The sequence below is a fragment of the Marinobacter sp. DUT-3 genome, assembly GCF_050379435.1.
GTDB lineage: Bacteria > Pseudomonadota > Gammaproteobacteria > Pseudomonadales > Oleiphilaceae > Marinobacter.
Map to the genome: position 1 here is coordinate 103,093 of NZ_JBNRMG010000003.1, position 21,685 is coordinate 124,777.

General features: G+C 57.4%; 20 protein-coding genes and 2 tRNA genes. 4 read left to right on the forward strand and 18 right to left on the reverse strand.

All coding sequences use genetic code 11. The features are described from left to right. Positions 1-43 precede the first annotated feature (43 nt). Positions 44-1,252, reverse strand: coding sequence for a beta-ketoacyl-ACP synthase I (fabB, locus tag ACQUWM_RS05805; protein WP_428921499.1), 1,209 nt, complete (start codon positions 1,250-1,252; stop codon positions 44-46). Between the two features lie 211 nt (positions 1,253-1,463). On the opposite strand from fabB, the gene ACQUWM_RS05810 reads away from it, so the two are divergent. Both ACQUWM_RS05810 and ACQUWM_RS05815 read left to right on the forward strand, forming a co-directional pair. After that, positions 1,464-1,988, forward strand: a complete 525-nt coding sequence (locus tag ACQUWM_RS05810) for a DUF962 domain-containing protein (RefSeq protein WP_428921500.1) — start codon at positions 1,464-1,466, stop codon at positions 1,986-1,988. A 52-nt stretch (positions 1,989-2,040) separates the two neighbouring features. Continuing rightward, complete coding sequence (locus ACQUWM_RS05815; RefSeq protein WP_406999936.1) at positions 2,041-2,823, forward strand: helix-turn-helix domain-containing protein; 783 nt, start codon at positions 2,041-2,043, stop codon at positions 2,821-2,823. Here the strand turns inward: ACQUWM_RS05815 and ylqF are convergent. Continuing rightward, positions 2,815-3,708, reverse strand: coding sequence for a ribosome biogenesis GTPase YlqF (gene ylqF, locus ACQUWM_RS05820; protein ID WP_428921501.1), 894 nt, complete (start codon positions 3,706-3,708; stop codon positions 2,815-2,817). The two genes, ACQUWM_RS05815 and ylqF, sit on opposite strands and share 9 nt — an antisense overlap. A 253-nt stretch (positions 3,709-3,961) precedes the next feature. Here ylqF and ACQUWM_RS05825 point away from each other — a divergent pair, with 253 nt between their 5' ends. Next, positions 3,962-4,429, forward strand: coding sequence for a Spy/CpxP family protein refolding chaperone (locus ACQUWM_RS05825; protein WP_428921502.1), 468 nt, complete (start codon positions 3,962-3,964; stop codon positions 4,427-4,429). A gap of 410 nt (positions 4,430-4,839) precedes the next feature. On the opposite strand, the gene ACQUWM_RS05830 is transcribed toward ACQUWM_RS05825, so the two are convergent. From ACQUWM_RS05830 to ACQUWM_RS05845, 4 genes are all read right to left on the reverse strand, one after another. Continuing rightward, positions 4,840-7,332 carry an efflux RND transporter permease subunit gene (locus ACQUWM_RS05830; protein ID WP_428921503.1) on the reverse strand — a complete coding sequence of 831 codons (2,493 nt, stop codon included), beginning with the start codon at positions 7,330-7,332 and terminating at the stop codon, positions 4,840-4,842. A gap of 52 nt (positions 7,333-7,384) precedes the next feature. Continuing rightward, positions 7,385-8,605, reverse strand: coding sequence for a methyl-accepting chemotaxis protein (locus ACQUWM_RS05835; protein WP_428921504.1), 1,221 nt, complete (start codon positions 8,603-8,605; stop codon positions 7,385-7,387). Between the two features lie 149 nt (positions 8,606-8,754). Continuing rightward, positions 8,755-9,795: a lipoyl synthase gene (gene lipA / locus ACQUWM_RS05840; protein ID WP_406999925.1), complete on the reverse strand. Its 1,041-nt coding sequence runs from the start codon at positions 9,793-9,795 to the stop codon at positions 8,755-8,757. A gap of 128 nt (positions 9,796-9,923) precedes the next feature. Then, positions 9,924-11,201 (reverse strand): O-acetylhomoserine aminocarboxypropyltransferase/cysteine synthase family protein, encoded by a 1,278-nt coding sequence (locus tag ACQUWM_RS05845; RefSeq protein ID WP_428921505.1) that lies wholly within the window; start codon positions 11,199-11,201, stop codon positions 9,924-9,926. A gap of 189 nt (positions 11,202-11,390) precedes the next feature. Here ACQUWM_RS05845 and ACQUWM_RS05850 point away from each other — a divergent pair, with 189 nt between their 5' ends. Further along, on the forward strand, positions 11,391-11,906 hold the full coding sequence (locus tag ACQUWM_RS05850) for a hypothetical protein (protein ID WP_428921506.1): 516 nt from the start codon (positions 11,391-11,393) through the stop codon (positions 11,904-11,906). Positions 11,907-11,974: 68 nt separating this feature from the next. On the opposite strand, the gene ACQUWM_RS05855 is transcribed toward ACQUWM_RS05850, so the two are convergent. From ACQUWM_RS05855 to ACQUWM_RS05910, 12 genes are all read right to left on the reverse strand, one after another. After that, complete coding sequence (locus ACQUWM_RS05855; protein ID WP_406999920.1) at positions 11,975-12,307, reverse strand: DMT family transporter; 333 nt, start codon at positions 12,305-12,307, stop codon at positions 11,975-11,977. Next, positions 12,304-12,759, reverse strand: coding sequence for a PACE efflux transporter (locus tag ACQUWM_RS05860; RefSeq protein WP_428921507.1), 456 nt, complete (start codon positions 12,757-12,759; stop codon positions 12,304-12,306). The genes ACQUWM_RS05855 and ACQUWM_RS05860 overlap by 4 nt, the downstream gene beginning before the upstream one ends. Positions 12,760-12,917: 158 nt before the next feature. After that, positions 12,918-12,994 (reverse strand) — tRNA-Met (locus ACQUWM_RS05865). Positions 12,995-13,076: 82 nt separating this feature from the next. Beyond that, complete coding sequence (locus ACQUWM_RS05870) at positions 13,077-14,462, reverse strand: hypothetical protein (RefSeq protein ID WP_428921508.1); 1,386 nt, start codon at positions 14,460-14,462, stop codon at positions 13,077-13,079. 74 nt (positions 14,463-14,536) lie between these two features. Next, a complete protein-coding gene (gene ychF, locus ACQUWM_RS05875; protein ID WP_406999914.1) occupies positions 14,537-15,628 on the reverse strand; it encodes a redox-regulated ATPase YchF in 1,092 nt (363 codons plus the stop codon). Between the two features lie 77 nt (positions 15,629-15,705). Beyond that, complete coding sequence (gene pth, locus ACQUWM_RS05880) at positions 15,706-16,296, reverse strand: aminoacyl-tRNA hydrolase (protein ID WP_406999912.1); 591 nt, start codon at positions 16,294-16,296, stop codon at positions 15,706-15,708. A 30-nt stretch (positions 16,297-16,326) separates the two neighbouring features. Then, positions 16,327-16,971, reverse strand: a complete 645-nt coding sequence (locus ACQUWM_RS05885; RefSeq protein WP_406986390.1) for a 50S ribosomal protein L25/general stress protein Ctc — start codon at positions 16,969-16,971, stop codon at positions 16,327-16,329. Positions 16,972-17,141: 170 nt separating this feature from the next. Beyond that, entirely contained in the window at positions 17,142-18,092 is a 951-nt protein-coding gene (locus tag ACQUWM_RS05890) for a ribose-phosphate diphosphokinase (RefSeq protein ID WP_406999910.1), read from the reverse strand. A gap of 52 nt (positions 18,093-18,144) precedes the next feature. Further along, a tRNA-Gln gene (locus ACQUWM_RS05895) sits at positions 18,145-18,219 on the reverse strand. 19 nt (positions 18,220-18,238) lie between these two features. Then, complete coding sequence (gene ispE / locus ACQUWM_RS05900) at positions 18,239-19,102, reverse strand: 4-(cytidine 5'-diphospho)-2-C-methyl-D-erythritol kinase (protein WP_406999908.1); 864 nt, start codon at positions 19,100-19,102, stop codon at positions 18,239-18,241. Next, complete coding sequence (gene lolB / locus ACQUWM_RS05905) at positions 19,099-19,740, reverse strand: lipoprotein insertase outer membrane protein LolB (protein ID WP_428921811.1); 642 nt, start codon at positions 19,738-19,740, stop codon at positions 19,099-19,101. Before lolB ends, ispE begins: the two co-directional genes overlap by 4 nt. Before the next feature lie 2 nt (positions 19,741-19,742). Then, positions 19,743-21,497 carry a tetratricopeptide repeat protein gene (locus ACQUWM_RS05910; RefSeq protein WP_428921509.1) on the reverse strand — a complete coding sequence of 585 codons (1,755 nt, stop codon included), beginning with the start codon at positions 21,495-21,497 and terminating at the stop codon, positions 19,743-19,745. Between the last annotated feature and the right edge of the window lie 188 nt (positions 21,498-21,685).

Sequence of the window (21,685 nt, forward strand, 5' to 3'; positions counted from 1 at the left end):
GCACGCGGAGAGCCACCACGGTGAGAGGCTCTCCGCCAGGGGCTTACACCTTCTGGAATATCAGTGATGCGTTGGTGCCGCCAAAGCCGAAGCTGTTGGACATAACCGTGTTCAGCTCGGCGTCCTGTGCGTTCGGCCCGACAACGGGCATATCACTGATTTTCTCATCCGGGTTGTTGAGATTGGCAGTGCCGGCAATGAAACCGTTCTGGAGCATCAGCAGGGAATAAATCGCCTCATGCACGCCGGAAGCGCCCAGGGAATGGCCAGACAGGGATTTGGTGGATGAAATCCGCGGAACCCGGTCACCAAAAACGTTGCGAACCGCGCCCAGCTCAGCGACGTCGCCCACAGGCGTACTGGTGCCATGGGCGTTAATATAATCCACCGGTGAATCGATGGTCGCCAGGGCCTGCTTCATGCAGCGCGTGGCGCCTTCGCCGGAAGGAGCGACCATATCGTGCCCGTCGGATGTGGCGCCGTAACCGGTCAGCTCAGCGATGATTGTCGCGCCGCGCTTGCGGGCGTGCTCCAGCTCTTCCATCACCAGCATACCGCCGCCACCGGCGATCACGAAGCCATCCCGACCGCTATCAAACGGGCGGGAAGCCGTTTCCGGGGCATCATTGTATTTGGTGGACAGCGCGCCCATGGCATCAAACAGCATGGTCAGGCTCCAGTCCTCTTCCTCGCCGCCGCCGGCAAACACGATATCCTGCTTGCCGGACTGGATCTGCTCCATGGCGTGGCCGATGCAGTGGGCGCTGGTGGCGCAGGCCGAGGACATGGAATAGTTAACCCCCCGGATCTTGAAGGCAGTGGCCAGGCAGGCGGAGACTGTGCTGGTCATGATGCGCGGGACCATATAGGGCCCGATACGCTTGACGCCTTTCTCCCGCATCAGGTCGACTGCCTCGACCTGGCTGGCGCTGGAGGCCCCGCCGGAGCCGGCAATCAGGCCGGTGCGATCGTTGGAAACCAGGTCTTCGGTCAGACCGGCGGATTCCACGGCCTGCTGCATGGCCAGATAACTGTACATGGCTGACTGGCCCATGAAACGACGCAGTTTGCGATCAATCACACTGGTATCCACATCCACCGAACCGCAAATCTGGCTGCGGAACCCCAACTCCTTGTAGGTATCGCTGAAGCGAATGCCGGATTTGCCGTTTTTCAGGCTGTCCAGTACCGCATCGGCGGAGTTACCCAGGCACGAAACAATGCCCATACCGGTGACGACAACGCGTCTCATACTTTCCTCCTCAGGAGCCCTCCGGCGTGCCGGTAGGTGCTCTGTTCGTTCACTGATCTTACCTGACAGTTTAGGCGCTTTGTCGCGCGGGTGATATTTGACCTTGGTAAGGGGCGCTGCAGACGGGACATCCGATAGCTGTTACGTACAAGGCAGGGCAGGTTGGTCCTGATAACATGACACTTATCAATTACAACAAGAGGATATTTCTGTGCGTAGCTTGTCCCGGTTTCTTCATGATTACGGCGATAGCCACCAGAACCCCTTTAACCAGTGGGTCCATATTGTCTGTGTGCCTGCCATCATGATCTCAACGCTTGGTCTGTTCTGGTTGATACCGGTGGGCCATTGGCTGGGTTTGTCTGGTGCAGCGGCTGAGTGGGTTAATGGCGCCACCATACTGGCGGTGCTGTCGGGCATCGTGTACCTGCGACTGTCCGTGTGGGTGTTTGTGCTGATGGCCGCATGGTTTGCGTTGTCGGCCTGGATTATCCAGAGCGTGATTGCCAGCGGCTGGTCATTGTTCTGGACCAGTCTTGTGGTCTGGGTCCTGGCCTGGGTGGTGCAGGTGTGGGGCCACAAGGTAGAGGGCAAAAAACCGTCTTTTGTTGAGGATCTGGTCTTTCTGCTGATCGGTCCCATTTTTGTGAGCATCGAGTTTGCCGCCAAACTGGGCATTCCGGTACCCCATGCCCAGGGCTCACATTCCACCAGCAAGCCCGCCCAAGGTCACTGATACGCACTGATTGGGGTATGCTTGATAGCAGAATCCTGATCCGGTGCATTCTATGACGTGTAATTCCGCGGGGCGCCCGCCCGCATCCGACAGCCCCCAGGGCACCCTGTTCCTGTGGTCGGACCATTGGCAGGTGGTCGGGCGGCTGATGCCGAACCGGCCCCATCGACACATTAGCGCATCGCTGTTGGTGGGGCTGGATCAGGCATTTCAGCTGCAGGTGGACGGCCATTGGCGCCGTACGCGGGCTGCCATTGTGTCACCCGATGTCATTCAGGCACTCGATCCTGGTCATACCCATATGTGGATTGTCCAGATGGATCCCGACAGCCGCCATTGGCGCGCCCTGCGCCATCTGGTTGGTGATTCAGGTTCCGCTGACCTGAATCTCGATCGCCTTGACGTACCATCCGTTCAGGGGTTGGATTGCGAAGCAGCGAAGCGCTGTCTGGAGGGCTTGTTGACCATCGCCGGACGTCCGGCGGAACCACTGGACGAGCGGGTATCACGGGTCTGTGACATTCTGCGAAAGGAGTTGCCGGAGAAGTTGGACGTCAACCTGCTGGCCGGGTACGTCGGACTATCCGCGTCGCGGTTGAGCCACCTGTTCCGTCAGCAGACCGGGGTGCCGCTGCGTCGTTTCCTGCTGCACCTGAAAATGAACCGGGCGCTGGCATTCTGGGAGCCGGGCAAGTCGGTGTCGCGGCTGGCAACAGAAGCCGGATTCTATGATCAGCCGCACCTGGTCAGAACCGCGCGGGAAATGTTCGATGCCTTGCCTTCGGAATACGTCACCACCGGCTGGTTCCGGGTGTGTCGGTGCCCATCAGCCTGATTGATCGGCTTCTTTGGCCAGCCTCGCGGCCTCAGCTTCCCGGGCTTCCCGCTCAATCATCTCCGGTGTCTCCAGCGAGATACGCCCCAGGGTGCCCGCGCGCAGCTCATTCAGCAGAACCTCGGATACCTTGTGTAGATCCGGGATGCCTCCCCGCGCAAAGAACCGGCGCTTGCCCGCAATGGCGTCCATCAGTGCCAGGCCATCAACCGGAAGGTCTTCAAAGCCGTAGCGCTTCTTGATCAGCTCAGGATATGCCTGCAGCAGGTAGTCCGCCTCAAACAGGGCCACGTCTTCAAAATCAATCACCGCACTGCGAATGGCGCCGGTAATCGCGAGACGATAGCCACAGGCTTCCGGCGACAGCTTGGGCCAGAGGAAGCCCGGGGTGTCGTACAGAAGGATGTTGTCTGGCAGCTTGATGGCCTGCTGGGCGCGAGTCACCGCCGGTTCGTTACCGGTCTTTGCCGCCGGGCGTCCGGCCAGGGTATTGATCAGGGTAGACTTCCCCACGTTGGGAATGCCGAGGATCATCACCCGCAGCGCACTTTTCTGCCGGTCGTGGCCCGGAGTCATCGCGGCGGCGAGTTTTAGGATGTCTATGGCCTCACCGCGCTGGTTGTGGGTGAGGGTGATGGCGCGCACCCCCCGTTCCTTTTCCAGCCAGTCCTGCCACCGGGCGGTAATGTCAGGATCCGCCAGGTCGCGCTTGTTGAGTACCTTGATCAGCGGCGTATCGCCCCGCAGGTTGGGAACCAGAGGGTTTTCGCTGCTAAAAGGAATGCGGGCGTCGACGACCTCAATGATAAGGTCCATCTGCGGCATTACTTTTTTGATCTCCTTGCGGGCCTTGTGCATATGCCCGGGAAACCAGTTGATGGCCATGTTGATACTCCAGAATTGGCTGAACGGCGCCATTATGGACGGGAATGACCAAATTTTCACATTTGATTGAAACCGCCGGTGCTGCGGCATCCGGGCGGGTGGTTTGAGAAGTATGTACAAAAAGAGGGGATATCGGGGTGAAAGCGGAGGGCATTTTGTTTTAGGGTGGTGGACCTGAACCGAGAAACCAATGATGATCAGCGGTTTGACGTCACTATATCGCGTGGTTACCGCTTAATTTACGGAGAAATTTATGAAGCTTGTAAAACTGTTTGGTATTGCCCTTCTGACTATCGGTCTGGCCGGCCCAGCCATGGCTCAGGACATGAGTCAGCAGGGTGGCGCCCAGGCACCTCAGGGTGACCAGGTAGATCAACTGGCCGAGCTGGTGGGTCTGAGCGATGACCAGCAGACAGAAATTCGCGGCATCATCGAAGAGATGCAGGGCCAGATTCAGGGTCTTCAGGCGGAAGCACAGCAGCTGCAGCAGGCCATCCAGGCCGAGATCAAGCCGGACTATGACGAAGACACCATCCGCGACAACGCCGAGAAGCTGGGTGACCTGACTGGTGAAATGACCGCACTGTCTACTCTGATGCAGGCCAAGGTCGACGCTGTGTTCACTGAAGAGCAGCGCGCGGAGCTGGACAAGCGCATGAAGCAGATGCAGCAGCAGATGCAACAACAGCGTCAGATGCAGCAGCAAATGCAGCAGCAGTAAAAGTCTGACCTGAAAAAAAGCCGCCACGGTTTCTGGCCGTTGGCGGCTTTTTTGTTTCTAGCCTGCGACTTGTGGTGCGGGCATGGCGGGTGAAGGCCCTCGACAGAACCGCTACGAGCACTTCCCTGTGCGCTTCTCTCCGGCCATCCATGGCCTCCGAAATTCTGTCGAGGGCCTTCACCCGCCATGCCTCAGATTTCGCAGTTATTTGAAGCGGGGAATCAGTTTATTGTGATCTACGACTAACTTTGCGATATCTGAGAAATAAGAAGAGTGTCTGTGATGCCCCCTTCCCAAAATTTCGAAGGCCAAGGATGGCCGGAGAGAAGCGCACATGGATGTGCTCGTAGCGGTTTTGGGAAGGGGGCATCACAGACGCTCCCCTCCCAAGCTAGCAGGCTACATAAAGACTACACCCCCGAACCTGAATCAAACGGCTTAATCAGCACGATCAGGCGCGGCAGCAGGGTCAGGGCGCCTGCCAGGGCCATGAACATGGCGAAGCCGGTGAACAGGCCGAAGTAGATGGTCGGGATGAAGTTCGACAACACCAGGATCGAGAAACCGATGATGATGGTCAGGGACGTGTAGAACATCGCCCGGCCGATGCTGCGGTGGCAGCGGTGCATGGTGGCGATGTAGTCGCCATCTTTGGCGAACTCGGTCTTGAAACGGTGGATGTAGTGGATGGTGTCATCCACGGCAATGCCGACCGTAATGGCCGCCACGGTGATCGTCATCATATCCAGCGGAATGCCCAGCCAGCCCATCAAACTCAGTACCGAGCCGGCAGCGATCAGGTTCGGAGCCATGCCGATCAGTGCCAGCAGTACTGATCGGAACAGGATCAGGAACATCACCATGATGGCCAGGAACACCACGCCCAGGGTCTTGATCTGGGACTCAAACAGACTCTGCAGCATGTTGTTGTACATCACCGTCATGCCGGTGAACATCACCTGGTCATCGTCGAAGCCCAGCTCGCCGGTCAGGTGCTGGTGAATGGTGTCCAGCAGCTGGTCGCGTCGAAGATCGGGCTTGGTTTCCAGGATACGAACACTGAAACGGGCCTGGTCGTGTTCCTCGGAGATGTACGGGGCCAACAGGATGTCCTGGAGATCTTCCGGTACCGCGGTCGGCACGAACGCTAACTGAAGGGCATCCAGCGGCTCCCCCCCGTTGACCTGCGCCAGCAGGTCCAGCGTCGTGCTGATGGACAGTACCTTGCCGGTATCCGAAAGGCTTTCCAGGTAATTGTGGACGCCCCGCAGGCGCTCCATCTTCTGGTAGGTGAACCAGGTGTCCCGGTACTCCTCGGCCTCGCCGCAGTCCTCCACAAACGGATCACAATCGCTGGCAAAGGGATCACCGGAACCGGCATTTTCCGGGGGAGGATCGTCGGTGATCACCACATCCAGCGGCGTGGTGCCCCCCAGGCGGTTGTCTATGGTGATCATGCCCTGATGGATTTCCGTGGTGGACTTGAAGTAGTCGATGAAGCTGTTCTCAACTGTGAGCCTGCTCATGCCAAGCACACACAGCACCGCGATCACGACAGAGCCGCCGAGCACGACTTTACCGTGGTGTTCGGTAAAGCGGGCAAAGGCATCGGTAAACGGGATCCGGTCGGAAGAAACATAGCGGTCAATGGGCGGCGGCAGCAATGACAGTAACGCCGGAAAGATCAGGAACGTAATCAGGAAAGCGACGGACAGGCCAATGGTCATCATCCAACCAAAATCAATCACCGGGCGGATGCCGCTGAAAGTCAGTGAGCCGAAGGCCACAATGGTGGTGATGGCCATGTAGAAGCAGGGTTTGATCATGGCCAGCAGGGTGCGCCGCAACGTATCCCGGGGGGCTGCCTCCGGCTCGTCGTGCTGGAATTCCCGGTAGCGGACGATCAGGTGAATCGTCAGGGACAGGGTCATGATCAGCAGCAGCGACACAAAGTTGGAGGAAATCACCGTTACCGGCCACTGCGCCCAGGACAGGTAACCGATTACCAGCCATACGGTGAAACTGCAGCACAGCAGGGGTACCAGTACCCAGCGCCATTGGCGGAAGATGATGGCGAGGGTCAGTAGCAGGAAGATCAGCACGCCCACGCCAAACGTGGACAGGTCGTTCTTGATGAACTGAATCATGTCCGCAACGATCATGGGCACGCCACCCAGGTAGATTTCGGCGTCGCCCCGATAACCATCCAGAATGGTGCGGACCTGATGAATGGTCTGGTCCCGTTCCTCGCCGAGCTGTTCAGTGAAACGAATGAATTCGGCGCTGACCTGCTCCAGCTTGTCCTTGTCTGCCGCGGTGGCATCGGTGCTGGCGGATTTCTCACGCAGTTGTTCACGCTCACGCAGCAGTTCGAAATAACGCTCCGGTGTGGGCAGATTGACCTGGATGGCCGTGGTCCTGGCATCCTCGCTGATCAGCAGATTGGGGTAGAGCGGATTTTCCAGCAGGGCATCCCGGGCGGTTTCCGGCGCCACGTCGTTCTCGTCCATTGACCGGATTTCCGAATCCACCGTGTCCAGGGTAAGGTCCGGGCTATGGAGCAGTGGCACGTTGAGGATGCTGTTGGTGGAGCTGACGCTGTCCAGCCCCTCCAGGTCGTCCCTCAATTGGCGAAGGGTACCGAGGGTTTCTTCATTGAACAGCTCGCCATCCGGAGTAAAGGTGACAATCAGAAAATCGTCAGAGGTAGTGAAGCGCCGGTTGATCTCGCGATACTGTTCCAGCGACCGGTCGTTCTCCAGCACCAGGGATTCCGCCGAGGCATCAAGCCGGAACTGGTCCAGTTTGACGCTGGCGAGTACGAGAATGCAGGCAAACACAATCAGAACAACAACCGGGTGGGGGAGAATCAGCCGGTCATAGAGAGAACGGATCAGGGTCATCGGCACATAGTCCACACTGTTATAAAACGAGTGCAGAGTGTGCCACAAACTGTCAGTTAACTGTGACTCTGTTGGAGGCCACTTCCAGTGAGTCGATCAGGTTTTTCAGGCGTTGGGTCATATCGGCGCTCTCAGCGAGTTGAGTCACCATGCTCTGGGTGGTGTCACGAATACCCTGCACGTTGGCCAGTACGTCGTCGGTGGAGGCGGTCTGATTGGCGGACATGGAGGCGATCTCCTCATTGGTCTCGTCAATGCGACCGACGACCGAATTGATAGCATTCAGTGCCTTGCGGCCTTCCTCCGACTCATCCACGCAACGACTGGCATCCGCGGAGCTTTCGGTCATCTGGGTGACGGCAGTGTCCATAGCCGAGAGCAGGCGGTTGATTGTATCCTGGATCTGATCAGTGGAATCCTGTACCCGCTGGGCCAGGTTGCGTACTTCGTCAGCAACCACTGCGAAACCGCGGCCCTGTTCACCGGCGCGGGCAGCCTCGATGGCGGCGTTCAGGGCCAGCAGGTTGGTTTGCTCGGCGATACCCTTGATTTCGGTAACCGCATGGCTGATTTCGTGGCTGTTTTCGGCAAGGGATTCTACGCTGGCCGCCGAGTTGCGAATGATCTCTTCGAGACGACGAATGGAGTCAGCGCTGCGGGACACTCGTTCACCACCTTCCAGGGCCGTAGTGCGGGCTTCGTGAGACAGGGTCTTGGCAATACTCGCCTGCTCAGCGATACCAACGAAGCTCTGAAGCATGGCTTCGATCACTTCGGCGGACCGATCTGCACCGGATTGCTGGCGGGCCAGATCATCGCGGCGGGCCTCGGCGGCGGCAGTGAGTTCGCGGACCTCATTGTGCAGCCGGTCGATGGCTTCCTTCATGCTCTTGACCACGCTCATGGTGCGGTCTTGCATGGCGTTGAAGGCGTTACCCATTTCACCGATTTCGTCAGTGGAGTCCACGTCAGCCCGCCGGCTGAGGTTTCCTGAGGCCTGTACGTCCACCATGGTGCTTTTCAGGCGGTTAACATGGCGCTCGATAAAAGATATCAATAGCTGGGAGCCGGCCATTTCCAGGGCCATCAGTATTGCAACGATCCCGGCAAATTCCGGGGCGGTGTCGCTGAAGACGTCTGCAAAGGTGCGGTCAGTGGCAGTAGCAATGCTGCCCATGGCATAGAGTACCAAAAGGCAAAGTACGGTCAGTACGACAATGTTCAGCAGCCAGAACTTGTATTTCAGCCGTGCGTTCTTGAGCAATTGCAGCATAGAAACCCGCTTTCCTATCAATCGATGCTTGCCAGAGCCCTCATGTGCCCGGGGGAGGCTCTGGTCGACATAAAAACACAAAAGATAGCAGGGGTTTGTGAACTTTTCCTTGCTTCAGGTCATGTCAGCTGGCCGATTTCCCGGCTGCTTCAGTCAAGAACCTTGACCGGGATCTGCTGAGCGTCGCCGGCGGGTACCTCGGGCACGGTCAGGCCCAGGTTGTTCTTGTCGAAGACCCGATCCGCACGGTAGCTGGAGCGCACCATAGGGCCGGACGGCACTTCCATAAAGCCCTTTTCCAGGCCGATGTCGCGGTAATGGTTGAACTCTTCCGGCGTGACGTAGCGCTCCACCGGCAGGTGGTTCGGCGTGGGGCGCAGGTATTGGCCCAGGGTGAGGATATCCACGCCGATGGCGCGCAGGTCGTCCATGGTTTCCAGGATCTCTTCCTCGGTTTCACCCAGTCCGAGCATCAGGCTGGTCTTGGTGAGGACGTCCGGGCGGTATTGCTTGGCATGGGCCAGTACGCTCAGGGTTTTTTCATAACCAGCGCGGGGGTCACGCACGCGGCTGGTGAGGCGCTTGACGGTTTCCACGTTCTGGGCAAACACATCCAGGCCGGAGTCCACTACCTTTTCCACATCCGACATCACCGCATCAAAATCCGGAGTCAGCGCCTCGACGGCCACTTCCGGCGTGCGCTGCTTGATGGCGGAAACGCAGGCGGCGTAATGGGCTGCGCCACCGTCGTCCAGGTCGTCCCGGTCCACGGAGGTGAGCACGATATAACGAAGCCCCATCAGTTCCACCGACTTGGCGGTGTTCTCCGGCTCTTCATGGTCCAGCCAGCCCTTGGGGTTGCCGGTATCCACCGCGCAGAATCGGCAGGCGCGGGTACACACGGATCCCATCACCATGATGGTGGCAGTGCCGTTGGTCCAGCATTCGCCAATGTTGGGGCAGTGAGATTCCTGGCAGACGGTGCTGAGGCGATGTTCGCTGACGTTCTTGCGAACGGCCTCATAGCGCTCTCCGCCGGGCATGCGGGCCCTGAGCCATTTGGGTTTGCGCTCAACGGCCGGCGTATCCTTGTGTCCGGATTGCTTGATTCCGTCCTTGATGGCAGAAAAACCATGCTCGTTGCGGAATTTGGATCCACTGGTGATACGGGGCTTTGCGCTGTCGCTCATTGCAACCGGACTCTCATTAAAACTTGGGGTAGCCTTAAAGGGTAATGCCCGGACAGGGTAGATACAAGACAGGTACGGACAATCACGGGGGGAACCGGGTCCGACATTCGTCGAACCCGGTTAAGGGATCAGTCGACGGCTTTGACCAGAGCCTGGGTAATGTCGGCGATGATATCGTCCACGTGTTCAATGCCAATGGACAGGCGCACCAGATCCTCGCTCACCCCCGCACTCTTGAGTTCGTCCGGGTTCAGCTGGCGGTGAGTGGTGGTGGCCGGGTGGCAAGCCAGGGATTTGGCGTCACCGATGTTCACCAGGCGGTAGATCAGCTCCAGCGCGTCGATGAACCTGGCGCCTGCCTCACGGCCTCCTTTGATGCCGAAGCTCAGGATGCCGGAGGCCTTGCCGCCGCAGATTTTATCGCAGGTTGCCTTGTAGGGGCTATTAGACAGGGCTGCGTAGTTCACCCATTCCACGGAGGGGTGGTTCTGCAGGAAGTCGGCGACTTTCTCGGCGTTCTCGCAATGGCGTTCCATGCGCAAAGCGAGGGTTTCCAGGCCCTGCATGATAAGGAAGGCATTGAACGGAGCCAGAGCAGCCCCGGTGTTGCGCAGTGGCACCACGCGACAGCGACCGATAAAGGCTGCCGCGCCGAGGGCTTCGGTGTAGACCACGCCGTGATAGGACGGGTCCGGCTCGTTCAGCATCGGGAACTTGTCGGCACTGGCCTTCCAGTCAAACTTGCCGGAATCCACCACGACGCCCGCCACCGTTGTCCCGTGGCCGCCGATGTACTTGGTGAGGGAATGAATCACGATATCCGCGCCATGATCGAAGGGGCGGCACAGGAAGGGTGTGGCCACGGTGTTATCCACGATCAGTGGAATACCATGTTTGTGGGCGATATCGGCCCAGCGCTGGATATCCACCACATTACCAGCCGGGTTGCCAATGGATTCGCAGAACAGGGCCCGCGTATTGTCATCAATGGCGTTTTCCACGGCATCGAAATCGTCGTGCTGCACCATGCGACAATCTATGCCCTGGTTCGGCAGGGAGTGGGCAAACAGATTGTATGTACCGCCGTAGAGCTGGCCGGTACTGACGATGTTGTTGCCCACCTTGCAGATTGTTTGCAGCGCATACGTGATGGCTGCCATACCGGAAGCCACAGCCAGGGCGCCCACGCCACCTTCCAGCTCCGCCATGCGCTCTTCCAGAACGGCGTTGGTGGGGTTCATGATGCGGGTATAGATATTACCCTGTACCTTCAGGTCAAACAGGTCGGCGCCATGCTGGGTATCATCAAATGTGTAGGAAGTGGTCTGGTAAATTGGTGTCGTCGCGGCCCTGGTTGTGGGGTCGCTCTTGAAGCCCGCGTGAAGGGCCAGAGTTTCCGGTTTCATATCAACTATCCTTGCTGTTGCACGTTTGTTATTTGTTTCGATACCGGAGTATGCCACACCGATTGGAACCGGCGCAGGCCTTCTGGCGTGAAATGAGTGCCGCCGATATTTCATTAATCGCTATGATTGATGTGCTGTCGGAAGTGCCGGGTATCACGCCGGTGTTCACTCATTGAAGAGAGAGTATCTATGAATACGAAAATGATTCGTTCCACTGTGATTGCAACAGGCATTGTTTTGGCTGGCAGCCTGTCGACGATGCCCGTTTGGGCCCAGTCCGAAGCTGCAGACAATGCCCGGCAGGCTGCGGAAATGTCTGAGCAGGGCAAAGGCAAGGCTCGCGAAGCCAAAGAGAAGGCGAAAGAAGCACGGAGCAAGGGCAAGGATAAAGCCGAAGAAATGCGCGAGCGCTCTGAGGAAGACGCAGAGGATGCGCGGGATCGTGCGGAAGACGAGGCTGAACAGGCGCGTGAGCGTGCTGAAGATGAGGCCGAGCGTAATCGTGAGCGTGCGGAAGACGAAGCTGAACGTGCCCGCGAGCGCGCCGAAGAGGCTAAAGAAAGCGGCGAGAATGCCCGGGAGCAGGTAGAGGCTTCCAATCGGGATAATGAAAACCGCAAGGCTGACCCTGCATCAAAAGGCAGTGAAAAGGGACAAGAGAAGAAGAAAGAGAACGCCAAAGCCTGGTGGAATATCTGGGACTGAGTCAGGTTAGGTCCTGAACGCTGGAAGGCCGGAACAATGTTCAATCCCGGCCTTCTCCAGCGGGGCCGCTAGTGTCCTGCTGTTCTGGAAAATAAGTTGATAACCGCCACACCCGCAATGATCAATGTCATACCTGCGATCGCCGGCAGGTCGAGTTTCTGCCCATAGATCACCCACGAAACCAGCGCAATCAATACAATGCCCAGCCCGGCCCATATGGCATACGCCACGCCGATGGGGATGACCTTCAACGTCAGGGACAGAAAGTAGAACGCCAGCACGTAACCTGCCACAACGACGATTGAAGGCATGAGCCTGGAGAAGCCATCGCTCGATTTCAGGGCTGACGTGGCAACTACTTCTGCAACAATCGCAATGCCCAGGAATAACCAGTTCTTCATAGCGCTCTGTACTCGTCTTCAGAGTGGCGTTTACCACTTGCATCGTTGTCTGGGAAGATTGTGTCATAACACCAGGTAAACACGAATGCATACAGCAGGTAGAAGGCGATAAACGCCATGTCGACGATCAGCGCTTCGACGAACCCTATATCCATCCACCATGCTATGAATGGAAGGAATACCACTAGAAGTCCCATTTCGAAACTAACCGCGTGTAATAATCGGATTTTCAGCGATTTTCGTGTAGAGCCTGTGACCCTCTTCAGCCCGTGGTCGAACATCAGGTTGAACGCATAGTTCCAGACGGTAGCCATGGTTGCCCCAACGATGCCGAGCACACTGGTTTTGTCTGAATCAAAGCCGAAAACGAATACTATGAGGGGAACGGAAAGTAAAATTCCGAGTGCTTCAAAGGATACTGCCTGGCGGATTCTGTCTTTGGTGGTTCTCATACCCTGGATCCAGTAATACGGGTCGTCCCGCGTTAAATTCCCGGGCTGGGTGAGGTCGTCCTCAGGTGTGGAGTGTCCTTTTAGTAGTGCGCCGAGCGGAGTACCAGGACAAACTGACAAAAAAGGGCCGCGACGTTAATCGCGACCCTCTCGAATACTGGTAGCAAGGGGCGGAGTCGAACCGCCGACCCCGGCATTATGAGTGCCGTGCTCTAACCAACTGAGCTACCTTGCCATTTCGCTTTGGGCTAGGCCCCAAACGAGGCGCGTATTTTCAGTATTTGAGTCCAGACTGTCAAGGCCTTCTATAAAAAAACTCAGCTTTCTGACAAGCCGTTGGTTCTTTGCCTGGCCTGCAAGACTCTCCACTTCGAGCACCTTGATGCCAGAAGATAAGGGAGTGGGCCCAGTGTCAGGAAAAACAGGAAGCTCCATCCAATCTGAACGAATAAATCTTCCTCCCTGAAAGTTGTTTTAAAGCGTCTTTTCAGCAGGTAGATGTCATCCCTTGGAGGGTCTCCTGTCCTGTATTCGAGCATTCCCATATCCATCCCATGGATGCTATGAAGTTCCCGTGACATGAAAGAGTGAAGTGACTGCCATACGGTAATTCCGGAGCTGAATGCTTGCATGGAAAACGATACGGAAGTTCCGGGTGGGGTAGGGTGTGGCTGGAGTTGCAGATGACAATGGTTAATTGCGAACTCCCCTCCGATTGCGCGGAGGTGATGCTGGTGGATATTTACCTGGAGCTCATTCCATCGGACGACTATTGGTTCTGAGCGACGCGATTGGCTGATATAAACCTTCTGTCTCATGCGGTCGAAAACGACGATTTTTTGCTTGTTGAACCGGAAGTGCTCATACACCAGGAAAGCCAGAATCAAAGTGAGCCAAGTTGCCGCGATAGCTGTCACTGCGGGTAGCCAGGGGATCTCAGATTTGAGTGTTGCTGGTATCAGCGGCGAAATCACTGAAGTCAGGAAAAGCGCCATCATCAACGAAATAACCCCAGCAGTGCCAGTTATTAGCATGTAGCCATTGGCAACGCATTGATCGTTGAAGAGGATGGCATGAGCATCGTCCATGTATCGAATCACTCGCTCACTATTTTTGGGCTCAACCCTTGGGCTTTCCTCTCCTCCGGTAGCCTCATACCTCGTTGATATTGGTGTTTCAATAATGGAAATTTGCCGAGCAAAGCGCCAGGGCGCTCTTTTTTCTTCGAAGATATCGAAGTGCCCAGGAGCTCTTATTGCTACAGCGATGTCGCCGTAGAAAATGACATGAATCTCGGAGAATTCAGTGTCCGGGTCGAGTATTCGCCCAGGAGAAGGCATGAGAAGTTCGAACCCGTTCAGTGTGTGGCTGACCGATGTGGCTGTGTTGCTTTCAAGCCACGCCTTTCTTTCAATTATTGGATTGAAAATACGATAAATATTTGTCGAGAGATCGCTCGGCGTGAATGGATCTTTGCCGCCAGTAAATCCAATGGCTTCAAGTCTTATGATTGTTGTGATCTGTTCCGCCTGATTGCCGACCAATTCGCCGAAGGGTTCAGTCGTTGATCTTAATTCTTGGGCGGCGGCGCACTGGCGGCGCTTACTGCGCCCCCAGCGAATCCGACGGTAAAACCACTGAACAGCTTTGTAGACGCTACGCAGAAAAATAAACGCGGTGACAAGCGCGATTGCGGTGTGCATTTGTCGTCCCTGACAAGATTGGAGTTTTTTGTCGTCTTTGCCTTAGCGTGTTTTTCGAGCAAAGAGCGCAAGTCTTAGACGTTGAAGCGGAAGTGGATAACGTCGCCGTCCTGGACGATGTAGTCCTTGCCTTCCAGGCGCCATTTTCCGGCATCCTTGGCGCCGGCTTCGCCGTTGTAGTGAACGAAGTCGTCGTAGCTGACCACTTCGGCGCGGATGAAGCCGCGTTCGAAGTCGGTGTGGATGACTCCGGCCCCCTGAGGGGCTGTGGCGCCTATTTTGACGGTCCAGGCGCGGACTTCCTTCACGCCGGCGGTAAAGTAGGTCTGCAGGCCCAGGAGGCTGTACCCTGCGCGAATCACGCGGTCCAGGCCGGGCTCTTCCATGCCCATCTCGTCGAGGAACATGGCTTTCTCGTCTTCCTCCAGTTCGGAGATTTCGGCTTCCAGCTTGTTGCAGATGGGCACCACCACGGCGTTCTCTGATTCGGCGATTTCCCTGACGGTGTCGAGATGCGGGTTGTTCTCGAAGCCGTCTTCGTTGACGTTGGCGATGTACATGGTGGGCTTGACGGTCAGCAGGCACAGTTCCCGGATCAGGGCCATCTGGTCCTTGTCCAGGTTCATGCTGCGCACCGGCTTGCCTTCGTTCAGCACCGGCAGCAGTTTCTCGAACATTTCCAGTTGGGCCTTGGCTTCCTTGTCACCGCTCTTGGCCACGCGCTGAACGCGTTTGATGGCTTTTTCCACGGTTTCCAGGTCGGCCAGGGCCAGCTCGGTGTTGATGACGTCGATGTCGGAAGCAGGATCGATCTTGTTGGCCACGTGAATGACGTTGCCGTCTTCAAAGCAGCGAACAACGTGGGCGATGGCGTCAGTCTGGCGGATGTTGGCCAGGAACTGGTTGCCCAGGCCTTCGCCCTTGGATGCACCGGCAACCAGGCCTGCGATGTCCACAAACTCCATGGTGGTGGGGACTACCCGCTCTGGCTTGACGATATCGGCCAGCTTGGTGAGGCGCGGGTCGGGCATGGCTACCACGCCGGCGTTGGGCTCGATGGTGCAGAACGGGAAGTTTTCCGCGCCAATGCCTGATTTGGTCAGTGCGTTGAACAGGGTGGATTTGCCGACGTTGGGAAGGCCGACGATGCCGCAGTTAAATCCCATGGAATGCCTCTGCTGGTGCTGGAAAGTTTGGGCGGATTATACCGGTGTATGGTGGTGTAAGCGAGTAAGGGGATGTGTCAGGGGGTTGGCTTGAAACTGTGCAAGCGGTTCATGGCGGCGGGGAGTTTGCCGCTGGCGGCGTCTGGAAGCACGCGCATGATTTCGTCGATCACAGCGTTCAGCTCTTCGGTTTCCCGTTTGCCGAGGCGACCGAGTACGTAGCCGGTGACTTTGCGGCTGTCGCCGGGGTGACCAATGCCAACGCGCAGTCTCAGGAAGTCGTTGCTGCCCAGATGGGTGATGGTGTCCCGCAGGCCGTTATGTCCGCCGTGTCCGCCGCCTTTCTTGAGCTTGGCGGTGCCAGGGGGGATATCGAGCTCGTCGTGGGCGACCAGGATCTGTTGGGGCTGAATCTTGAAAAAGTCCGCCAGTGCCTTGATGGACAGGCCGCTGCGGTTCATGAACGTGGTGGGATTCAACAGGTGCAGGTCGAGACCCTGCCACTGGATGCGGGCATAAAGCCCATGGTATTTGCGTTCGGGGCGGAGCGTCTGGCCCGCAGCGCGAGCCAGAGCTTCGACGAACAGGGCGCCGGCGTTATGGCGGGTATTTTCGTAGTCAGCTCCGGGGTTTCCCAGACCAACCACCATGACAATATCCTGTGCCATTCGCCGTTGCCCTCGTTAGTGCAGGAGTAGTTACTCCTTGCTTTCGCCTTCTTCGCCTTCTTCACCTTCTTCGGCGTCATCAACCTTGGCGCCGCGCGGCTTGTGGATAGCCACAACAGACTGGTCGTGATCTTCACCCTGAAGCAGGGCGGCGATACGAACGCCTTTCGGCAGTTTCAGGTCGCTCAGGTGAACTACCTGGTCCATTTCGACAGTGGCCATATCCACTTCGATGAACTCGGGCAGGTTCTGCGGCAGACAGATTACTTCCACTTCGTTGATCTGGTGGTTGGCTACGCCGCCCTGAAGCTTGATGGCTGGTGCGCTCTCTTCGTTGAGGAAGTGCAGCGGAACGTTAACGTGGATCTCGTGATCCTTGTCAACGCGCAGGAAGTCGGCGTGGGTCAGCAGCGGCTTGTACGGGTGACGCTGCAGATCCTTCAGGATCACGCTTTCTTTCTTGCCGTCCAGTTCGATGGTCAGAACGTGAGAGAAGAAGGCCTCGTTCTCCAGGGCTTTTTTCAGTTCGTTGTGCCAGATGGAGATCGGTGTGGCTTCCTTGTTACCACCGTAAACGATGGCCGGGATTTTACGTTCCTCACGACGCAGGCGGCGGCTCGCACCTCTCCCCTGATCGCCACGAGGAAATGCTTCAATAACAAATTCCTGGGACATGATATGTACCTCGATCGTCATCTGAGCTGCCCGCGACCAGGCGTTTGAACAGATGATGTTTTTGAATAGCCTCAGAACAATTTCTTCGGCTGACTAAAAGAATCGGGAGCCTGTTCAGGCTCCCGATTCTGTATCTGCTTGTTTTGTCTGAGTTAAGTGAAAAAGCTTGCTCAGACGTTCTCGAACATGGCGCTGATAGATTCTTCGTTGCTGACGCGGCGAATGGACTCCGCGAGCAGGCTGGCCATGCTGAGGGTGCGGATTCTATCACAATTCTTTGCTTTGTCACCCAGCGGAATGGTGTCGCAGACCACCAGTTCGTCCAGTTCGGACGCGTTGATATTGTCGATCGCCGGGCCGGAAAGGACCGGGTGGGTGATGTAGGCCACAACCCGCGCCGCACCGTGGTCTTTGAGTGCCTTGGCGGCTTTGCACAGAGTGCCGGCGGTGTCGATGATGTCGTCCACCAGGATGCAGGTCTTGTCTCTCACGTCACCGATGATGTGCATGACCTGGGATACGTTCGCCTTCGGGCGGCGTTTGTCGATGATGGCCAGGTCGGCGTCATCCAGTCGCTTGGCGACAGCCCGTGCGCGAACAACGCCCCCCACGTCCGGGGAGACGACCACAAAGTTTTCAAAGCGTTGCTTCTCAATGTCTTCGAGCATTACTGGGGTGGCGTAGATGTTGTCCACCGGAATGTCGAAGAAGCCCTGAATCTGGTCTGCGTGCAAGTCCAGTGTCAGTACGCGATCCACGCCGATGCTGGAGATCATGTCTGCCACGACCTTGGCGCTGATGGCTACCCGCGTTGAGCGAACGCGACGATCCTGTCGGGCGTACCCGTAATAGGGAATAACGGCGGTGATACGTGTTGCGGAGGCACGGCGAAGTGCGTCAGCCATCACGATCAGTTCCATCAGGTTGTCGTTAGTGGGGTAGCAGGTGGGCTGGATGATGAAGACATCATGGCCCCGGACATTCTCATCGATCTCGACGGTGGTTTCACCATCGCTGAAGCGGCCGACAGTGGCCTGACCCATGGGAATGTGGAGTTTCTGGGCAATAGCTTTGGCAAGGTCTGGATTGGCGTTGCCAGCAAAAATCATCAGTTTGGACACGACGGCATCCTTCACGGTATCGGCGTTTGATTCAGAAGAAGCGGGAGAAAGGTGGCTGGGGTGGCAGGATTCGAACCTGCGCATGACGGGATCAAAACCCGTTGCCTTACCACTTGGCGACACCCCAGTATCGTGCTTTTTTGGCATCATTCTAGCTCTGTCAGCTTTGTGTGAAGCGGTGAAATATTCACCCCTTGAGCGACGAACCCCGTGATGCCGGAGGGTTTGCTTTCCCAGATAATCCGGGCTGCGGATTCTGTAGGGAAACGTCCAAAAATGCAAGCCCCGGTTCCGGTTAATCTTGCAGGTCCGAATTGTGAAAGCCATTCCAGGCTCTGGTTAACCTCCGGATACAGTTTGCGAACTACATCCTCACAGTCGTTTCGGTACCTCGAGGCGTCTCCCTCAAAAGCGGGCGCTATTTTGATTCTAGGGGTGTTCCTTGTCAACCCTTGCTCGGAAAAAATCTTGCCGGTGTTTATATCGCAGGCGGGTTTAAGAACCAGAAACCAGTCTTCGGGAGGATTGGCCGGGGTCAGTTGCTCCCCCACACCTTCGCCCCAGGCGGCGTGACCACGAACAAACACCGGTACGTCGGCGCCCAGTTGCAGGCCCAGTTCCGCGAGCTGATCGATCGTCAGCCCCAATTGCCAATAGTGATTCAGTCCGAGCAGGACTGTCGCTGCATTGGAACTGCCACCACCAAGGCCACCACCCATGGGCAGGCGCTTGTCGACGGACAGGATGATGCCCGGCAGTTTCTGTTCCCGGGTGCTGGCCAGCAAGCGGGCTGCACGAAGGATCAGGTTGTCGTCGTCTGCGATGCCGGGTATCGAGGGCTCAAGAAGGATGTCATGGCTGCCGTCCTCCGCTGGCCGGAAGGTAATGTCATCGCCGTGGTCAAGAAACTGGAACAGTGTCTGCAGCTCGTGGTAGCCGTCGGGCCGGCGCCCGACGATGTGCAGGCAAAGGTTGAGTTTGGCTGGGGAGGGCAGGGTAAACGGTTTCACCGGGCCGGGTCCGTGGTTTCATTCCAGTGGGTGACGACCAGTCTCACTCGTTTGTCCTCTTTCACCGCAGTGATGCGCGCCGGCAGTTCCGGGTAGCCGTCTATAAACGATTGCCAGCGATCGTAGCGAATTTCCCAGCCCTGTTGGCGGATCATTGCCAGTTGGTTGTTGTCATCAAACAGCAGGCGGAAATCACCTTCTGGTCCCGGCATGCCGCGAATCCACCATACCAGGCTGTTTAGGGGGAGTTGCCAGCCGGTGGCTGCTTCGATAAGGGCTTCGGGATCGCCAGAGCGATAGGTTTCACCGTCAGGCAGGGTCAGCGAGATAAAGCCGGGCACGCCCTGAAGGCTGGTCCTGCCCATGCCGAGGAAGGAGGAGGATAGCTCAAGGTCGTAGGCTTCCCGTTCCTGAATCCAGTGGTTGATAATGGCGGTGCCACTGTCGGACGGCTGTTTCACAGCGAGTTTGCCGCTCAATTCCCAGGAATGGAAACCTCGCAGCAGCTCGCTGCGCTCGCTCCAGTCAGCGGGTGGCTGGTCAGTCAGACCTTCAGGAAGGGGTTCCAGCTGAATCGAAGTACAGGCGCCCAGAGTCAGGGCGCAGGTGACTGCCAGCAGCAGTCTGGGGCTGATCAAATTCAAGGTGCCTGTTCTCCTGTCAGCCGTTCAATGGTTTCAATGAGGATCGGGTGACCGGGGTCGGCATCAATGCCTTCTTTCCAGATGATGCGTGCCTGGTCCTCGGCGCCGGTGCGCCACAATACCTCACCGTAGTGAGCGGACACTTCCGGGTCGGGGTAAGCGGCCCAGGCCTCTGACAGGTAAGCCAAGGCTTCCTGTTCCTGGCCCTGCAAGTAGAGTACCCAGCCCATGCTGTCGAGAATCGCAGGGTTTTCCGGGTCAAGTGCCAGCGCCTGCTCTATATAACCGCGCGCCTCGTCCAGTCGGTTGCTGCGGGTGGTGAGGATGTACCCCAGTGCGTTCAGAGCGACCGCATTCTGTGGGTCTTCCTCAACGATCCGTCGCAGGTCGTCTTCCGCCTGCTCTGGAGAGTCCATGCTGTCGAACAGCATGGCGCGGGCGTAACGGATCCGGATGTTGTCGGGAAAAGAGGCCAGTGCTTCGGTGGCGGCCTCCAGGGCGGCGTCTTCCCGTTCCTGATCCAGCAGCAGGTTGACCTCAAGCAACCAGAAGTTCTCGGCCTGATCGGGATTGGCCTCGCGCAGTTCACGAATGTCGGTCAGGGCGGCATCCAGTTCGCCTTGCCCGGCCTGGAGGGCGCTGGCTCTGGCCAGGGCGGGGAAGTAGTAGTTGCCTTCCTCCACGCTGCGATAATAGCCGATAGCCTGATTGGTTTTGTTTTCCTCGTCGGCGATCCGCCCGAGGTAATAGTGGGCTTCGCTGGTATGGTGACCCTGCTGGATCAATCGTGTCAGGTCCTGCTTGGCCAGGTCCGGCTGCCCGTTTTCCAGGGCCACGAGGGCGTGGGACAGGCGTAGGCTGGGGGTGTTGGGGAATCGTTGCATCAGTCGGCTGAATTCATCCTGGGCCGCCTGCATCTCTCCCTCGCCGATCAGCATTCGGCCGTAAAGTGTGCCCATCTGGCGGTTCGCCGGGAAGCGACGGGTGTTGACCAACAGGTGGTCCAGCGCATTGCGGCGTTCGCCCACCTGGTATAGCAGGTCACCCTTGAGGATGATGGCTGGCTGGAACTCCGGCTCGTCTTCCAGTAGCGCCTCGATGCGTTCCAGCGCCTCTTTGGGCTTGCCGGTTACCTTGAGAAGCAGGGCAGTGCTGTAATTGAGTTCTGGTGTTTCCGGGTGGCGTTCGGCCATTTGCTTGTAGAGGTCCAGCAATTCCTGCTGTTGTTCCGGCGGCAGGTTGCCGGCCATGGCGGCAAGGCTGTCGAAATCCGCATCCCCGCCGAGATCCATGATTTTTTCCATATGGGTCAGCGCGGTCTGCAGTTCGCTGTTCTTGACGGCCTGAATGGCGGATACCCGGTGCGCCTGGAGGTTGTCCGGATCCACTTCCAGCCACAGACTGGCGAGCTGGCGCTGGGCATTGTCGCCGTTGAGGGACTGGGCGATGCGCATTGCCCGCTCAATCACGCCTTTGTCGCGGGATTTTTGGGCGGCATTCAGGTAATTCACCAGGGTGACGTCATAACGTCCACGCTGGGCTGCAATTTCGCCGGAGAGGAGCAGGTAAAGGACCTCTGGCTCAAAATCGGCGTAATGGATTTCCTGTTCCCTGGTGCTGTCCGGCGTGTTTCCTGCGGAAGTTTGTTCTCCGGTATCGCCCGATTCCTCCGGTGTTCCGGTCAGTGTGGCGCAACCAGCGAGTGAAAGCCCCAGAAGGCAGGAAAACAACAACGGTGCGGATTTATGCATGCAACATCCCGTATTCTGTATACAACGCATCTGCACCCGTCGCCCCGGAATGGGGGACCATGCAGTGCCGAGCTTCTATGATGGCACAAGCGTTTGATATTGCCCAACCTGTCGGCACTTCCCGAACTCTCTTGGTTTTTGGGTGGCGACAGGGGCGGCTGGTCGGTAAAATGCGGTTTACAGTCCGT

Coding starts and splice junctions, on each gene's coding strand:
- fabB (WP_428921499.1), bottom strand. CDS start 1,252: ATGAGACGCGTTGTCGTCACCGGTATGGGCATTGTTTCGTGCCTGGGT.
- ACQUWM_RS05815 (WP_406999936.1), top strand. CDS start 2,041: ATGACGTGTAATTCCGCGGGGCGCCCGCCCGCATCCGACAGCCCCCAG.
- ylqF (WP_428921501.1), bottom strand. CDS start 3,708: ATGGCCATCAACTGGTTTCCCGGGCATATGCACAAGGCCCGCAAGGAG.
- ACQUWM_RS05825 (WP_428921502.1), top strand. CDS start 3,962: ATGAAGCTTGTAAAACTGTTTGGTATTGCCCTTCTGACTATCGGTCTG.
- ACQUWM_RS05830 (WP_428921503.1), bottom strand. CDS start 7,332: ATGACCCTGATCCGTTCTCTCTATGACCGGCTGATTCTCCCCCACCCG.
- ACQUWM_RS05835 (WP_428921504.1), bottom strand. CDS start 8,605: ATGCTGCAATTGCTCAAGAACGCACGGCTGAAATACAAGTTCTGGCTG.
- lipA (WP_406999925.1), bottom strand. CDS start 9,795: ATGAGCGACAGCGCAAAGCCCCGTATCACCAGTGGATCCAAATTCCGC.
- ACQUWM_RS05845 (WP_428921505.1), bottom strand. CDS start 11,201: ATGAAACCGGAAACTCTGGCCCTTCACGCGGGCTTCAAGAGCGACCCC.
- ACQUWM_RS05850 (WP_428921506.1), top strand. CDS start 11,391: ATGAATACGAAAATGATTCGTTCCACTGTGATTGCAACAGGCATTGTT.
- ACQUWM_RS05855 (WP_406999920.1), bottom strand. CDS start 12,307: ATGAAGAACTGGTTATTCCTGGGCATTGCGATTGTTGCAGAAGTAGTT.
- ACQUWM_RS05860 (WP_428921507.1), bottom strand. CDS start 12,759: ATGAGAACCACCAAAGACAGAATCCGCCAGGCAGTATCCTTTGAAGCA.
- ACQUWM_RS05870 (WP_428921508.1), bottom strand. CDS start 14,462: ATGCACACCGCAATCGCGCTTGTCACCGCGTTTATTTTTCTGCGTAGC.
- ychF (WP_406999914.1), bottom strand. CDS start 15,628: ATGGGATTTAACTGCGGCATCGTCGGCCTTCCCAACGTCGGCAAATCC.
- pth (WP_406999912.1), bottom strand. CDS start 16,296: ATGGCACAGGATATTGTCATGGTGGTTGGTCTGGGAAACCCCGGAGCT.
- ACQUWM_RS05885 (WP_406986390.1), bottom strand. CDS start 16,971: ATGTCCCAGGAATTTGTTATTGAAGCATTTCCTCGTGGCGATCAGGGG.
- ACQUWM_RS05910 (WP_428921509.1), bottom strand. CDS start 21,497: ATGCATAAATCCGCACCGTTGTTGTTTTCCTGCCTTCTGGGGCTTTCA.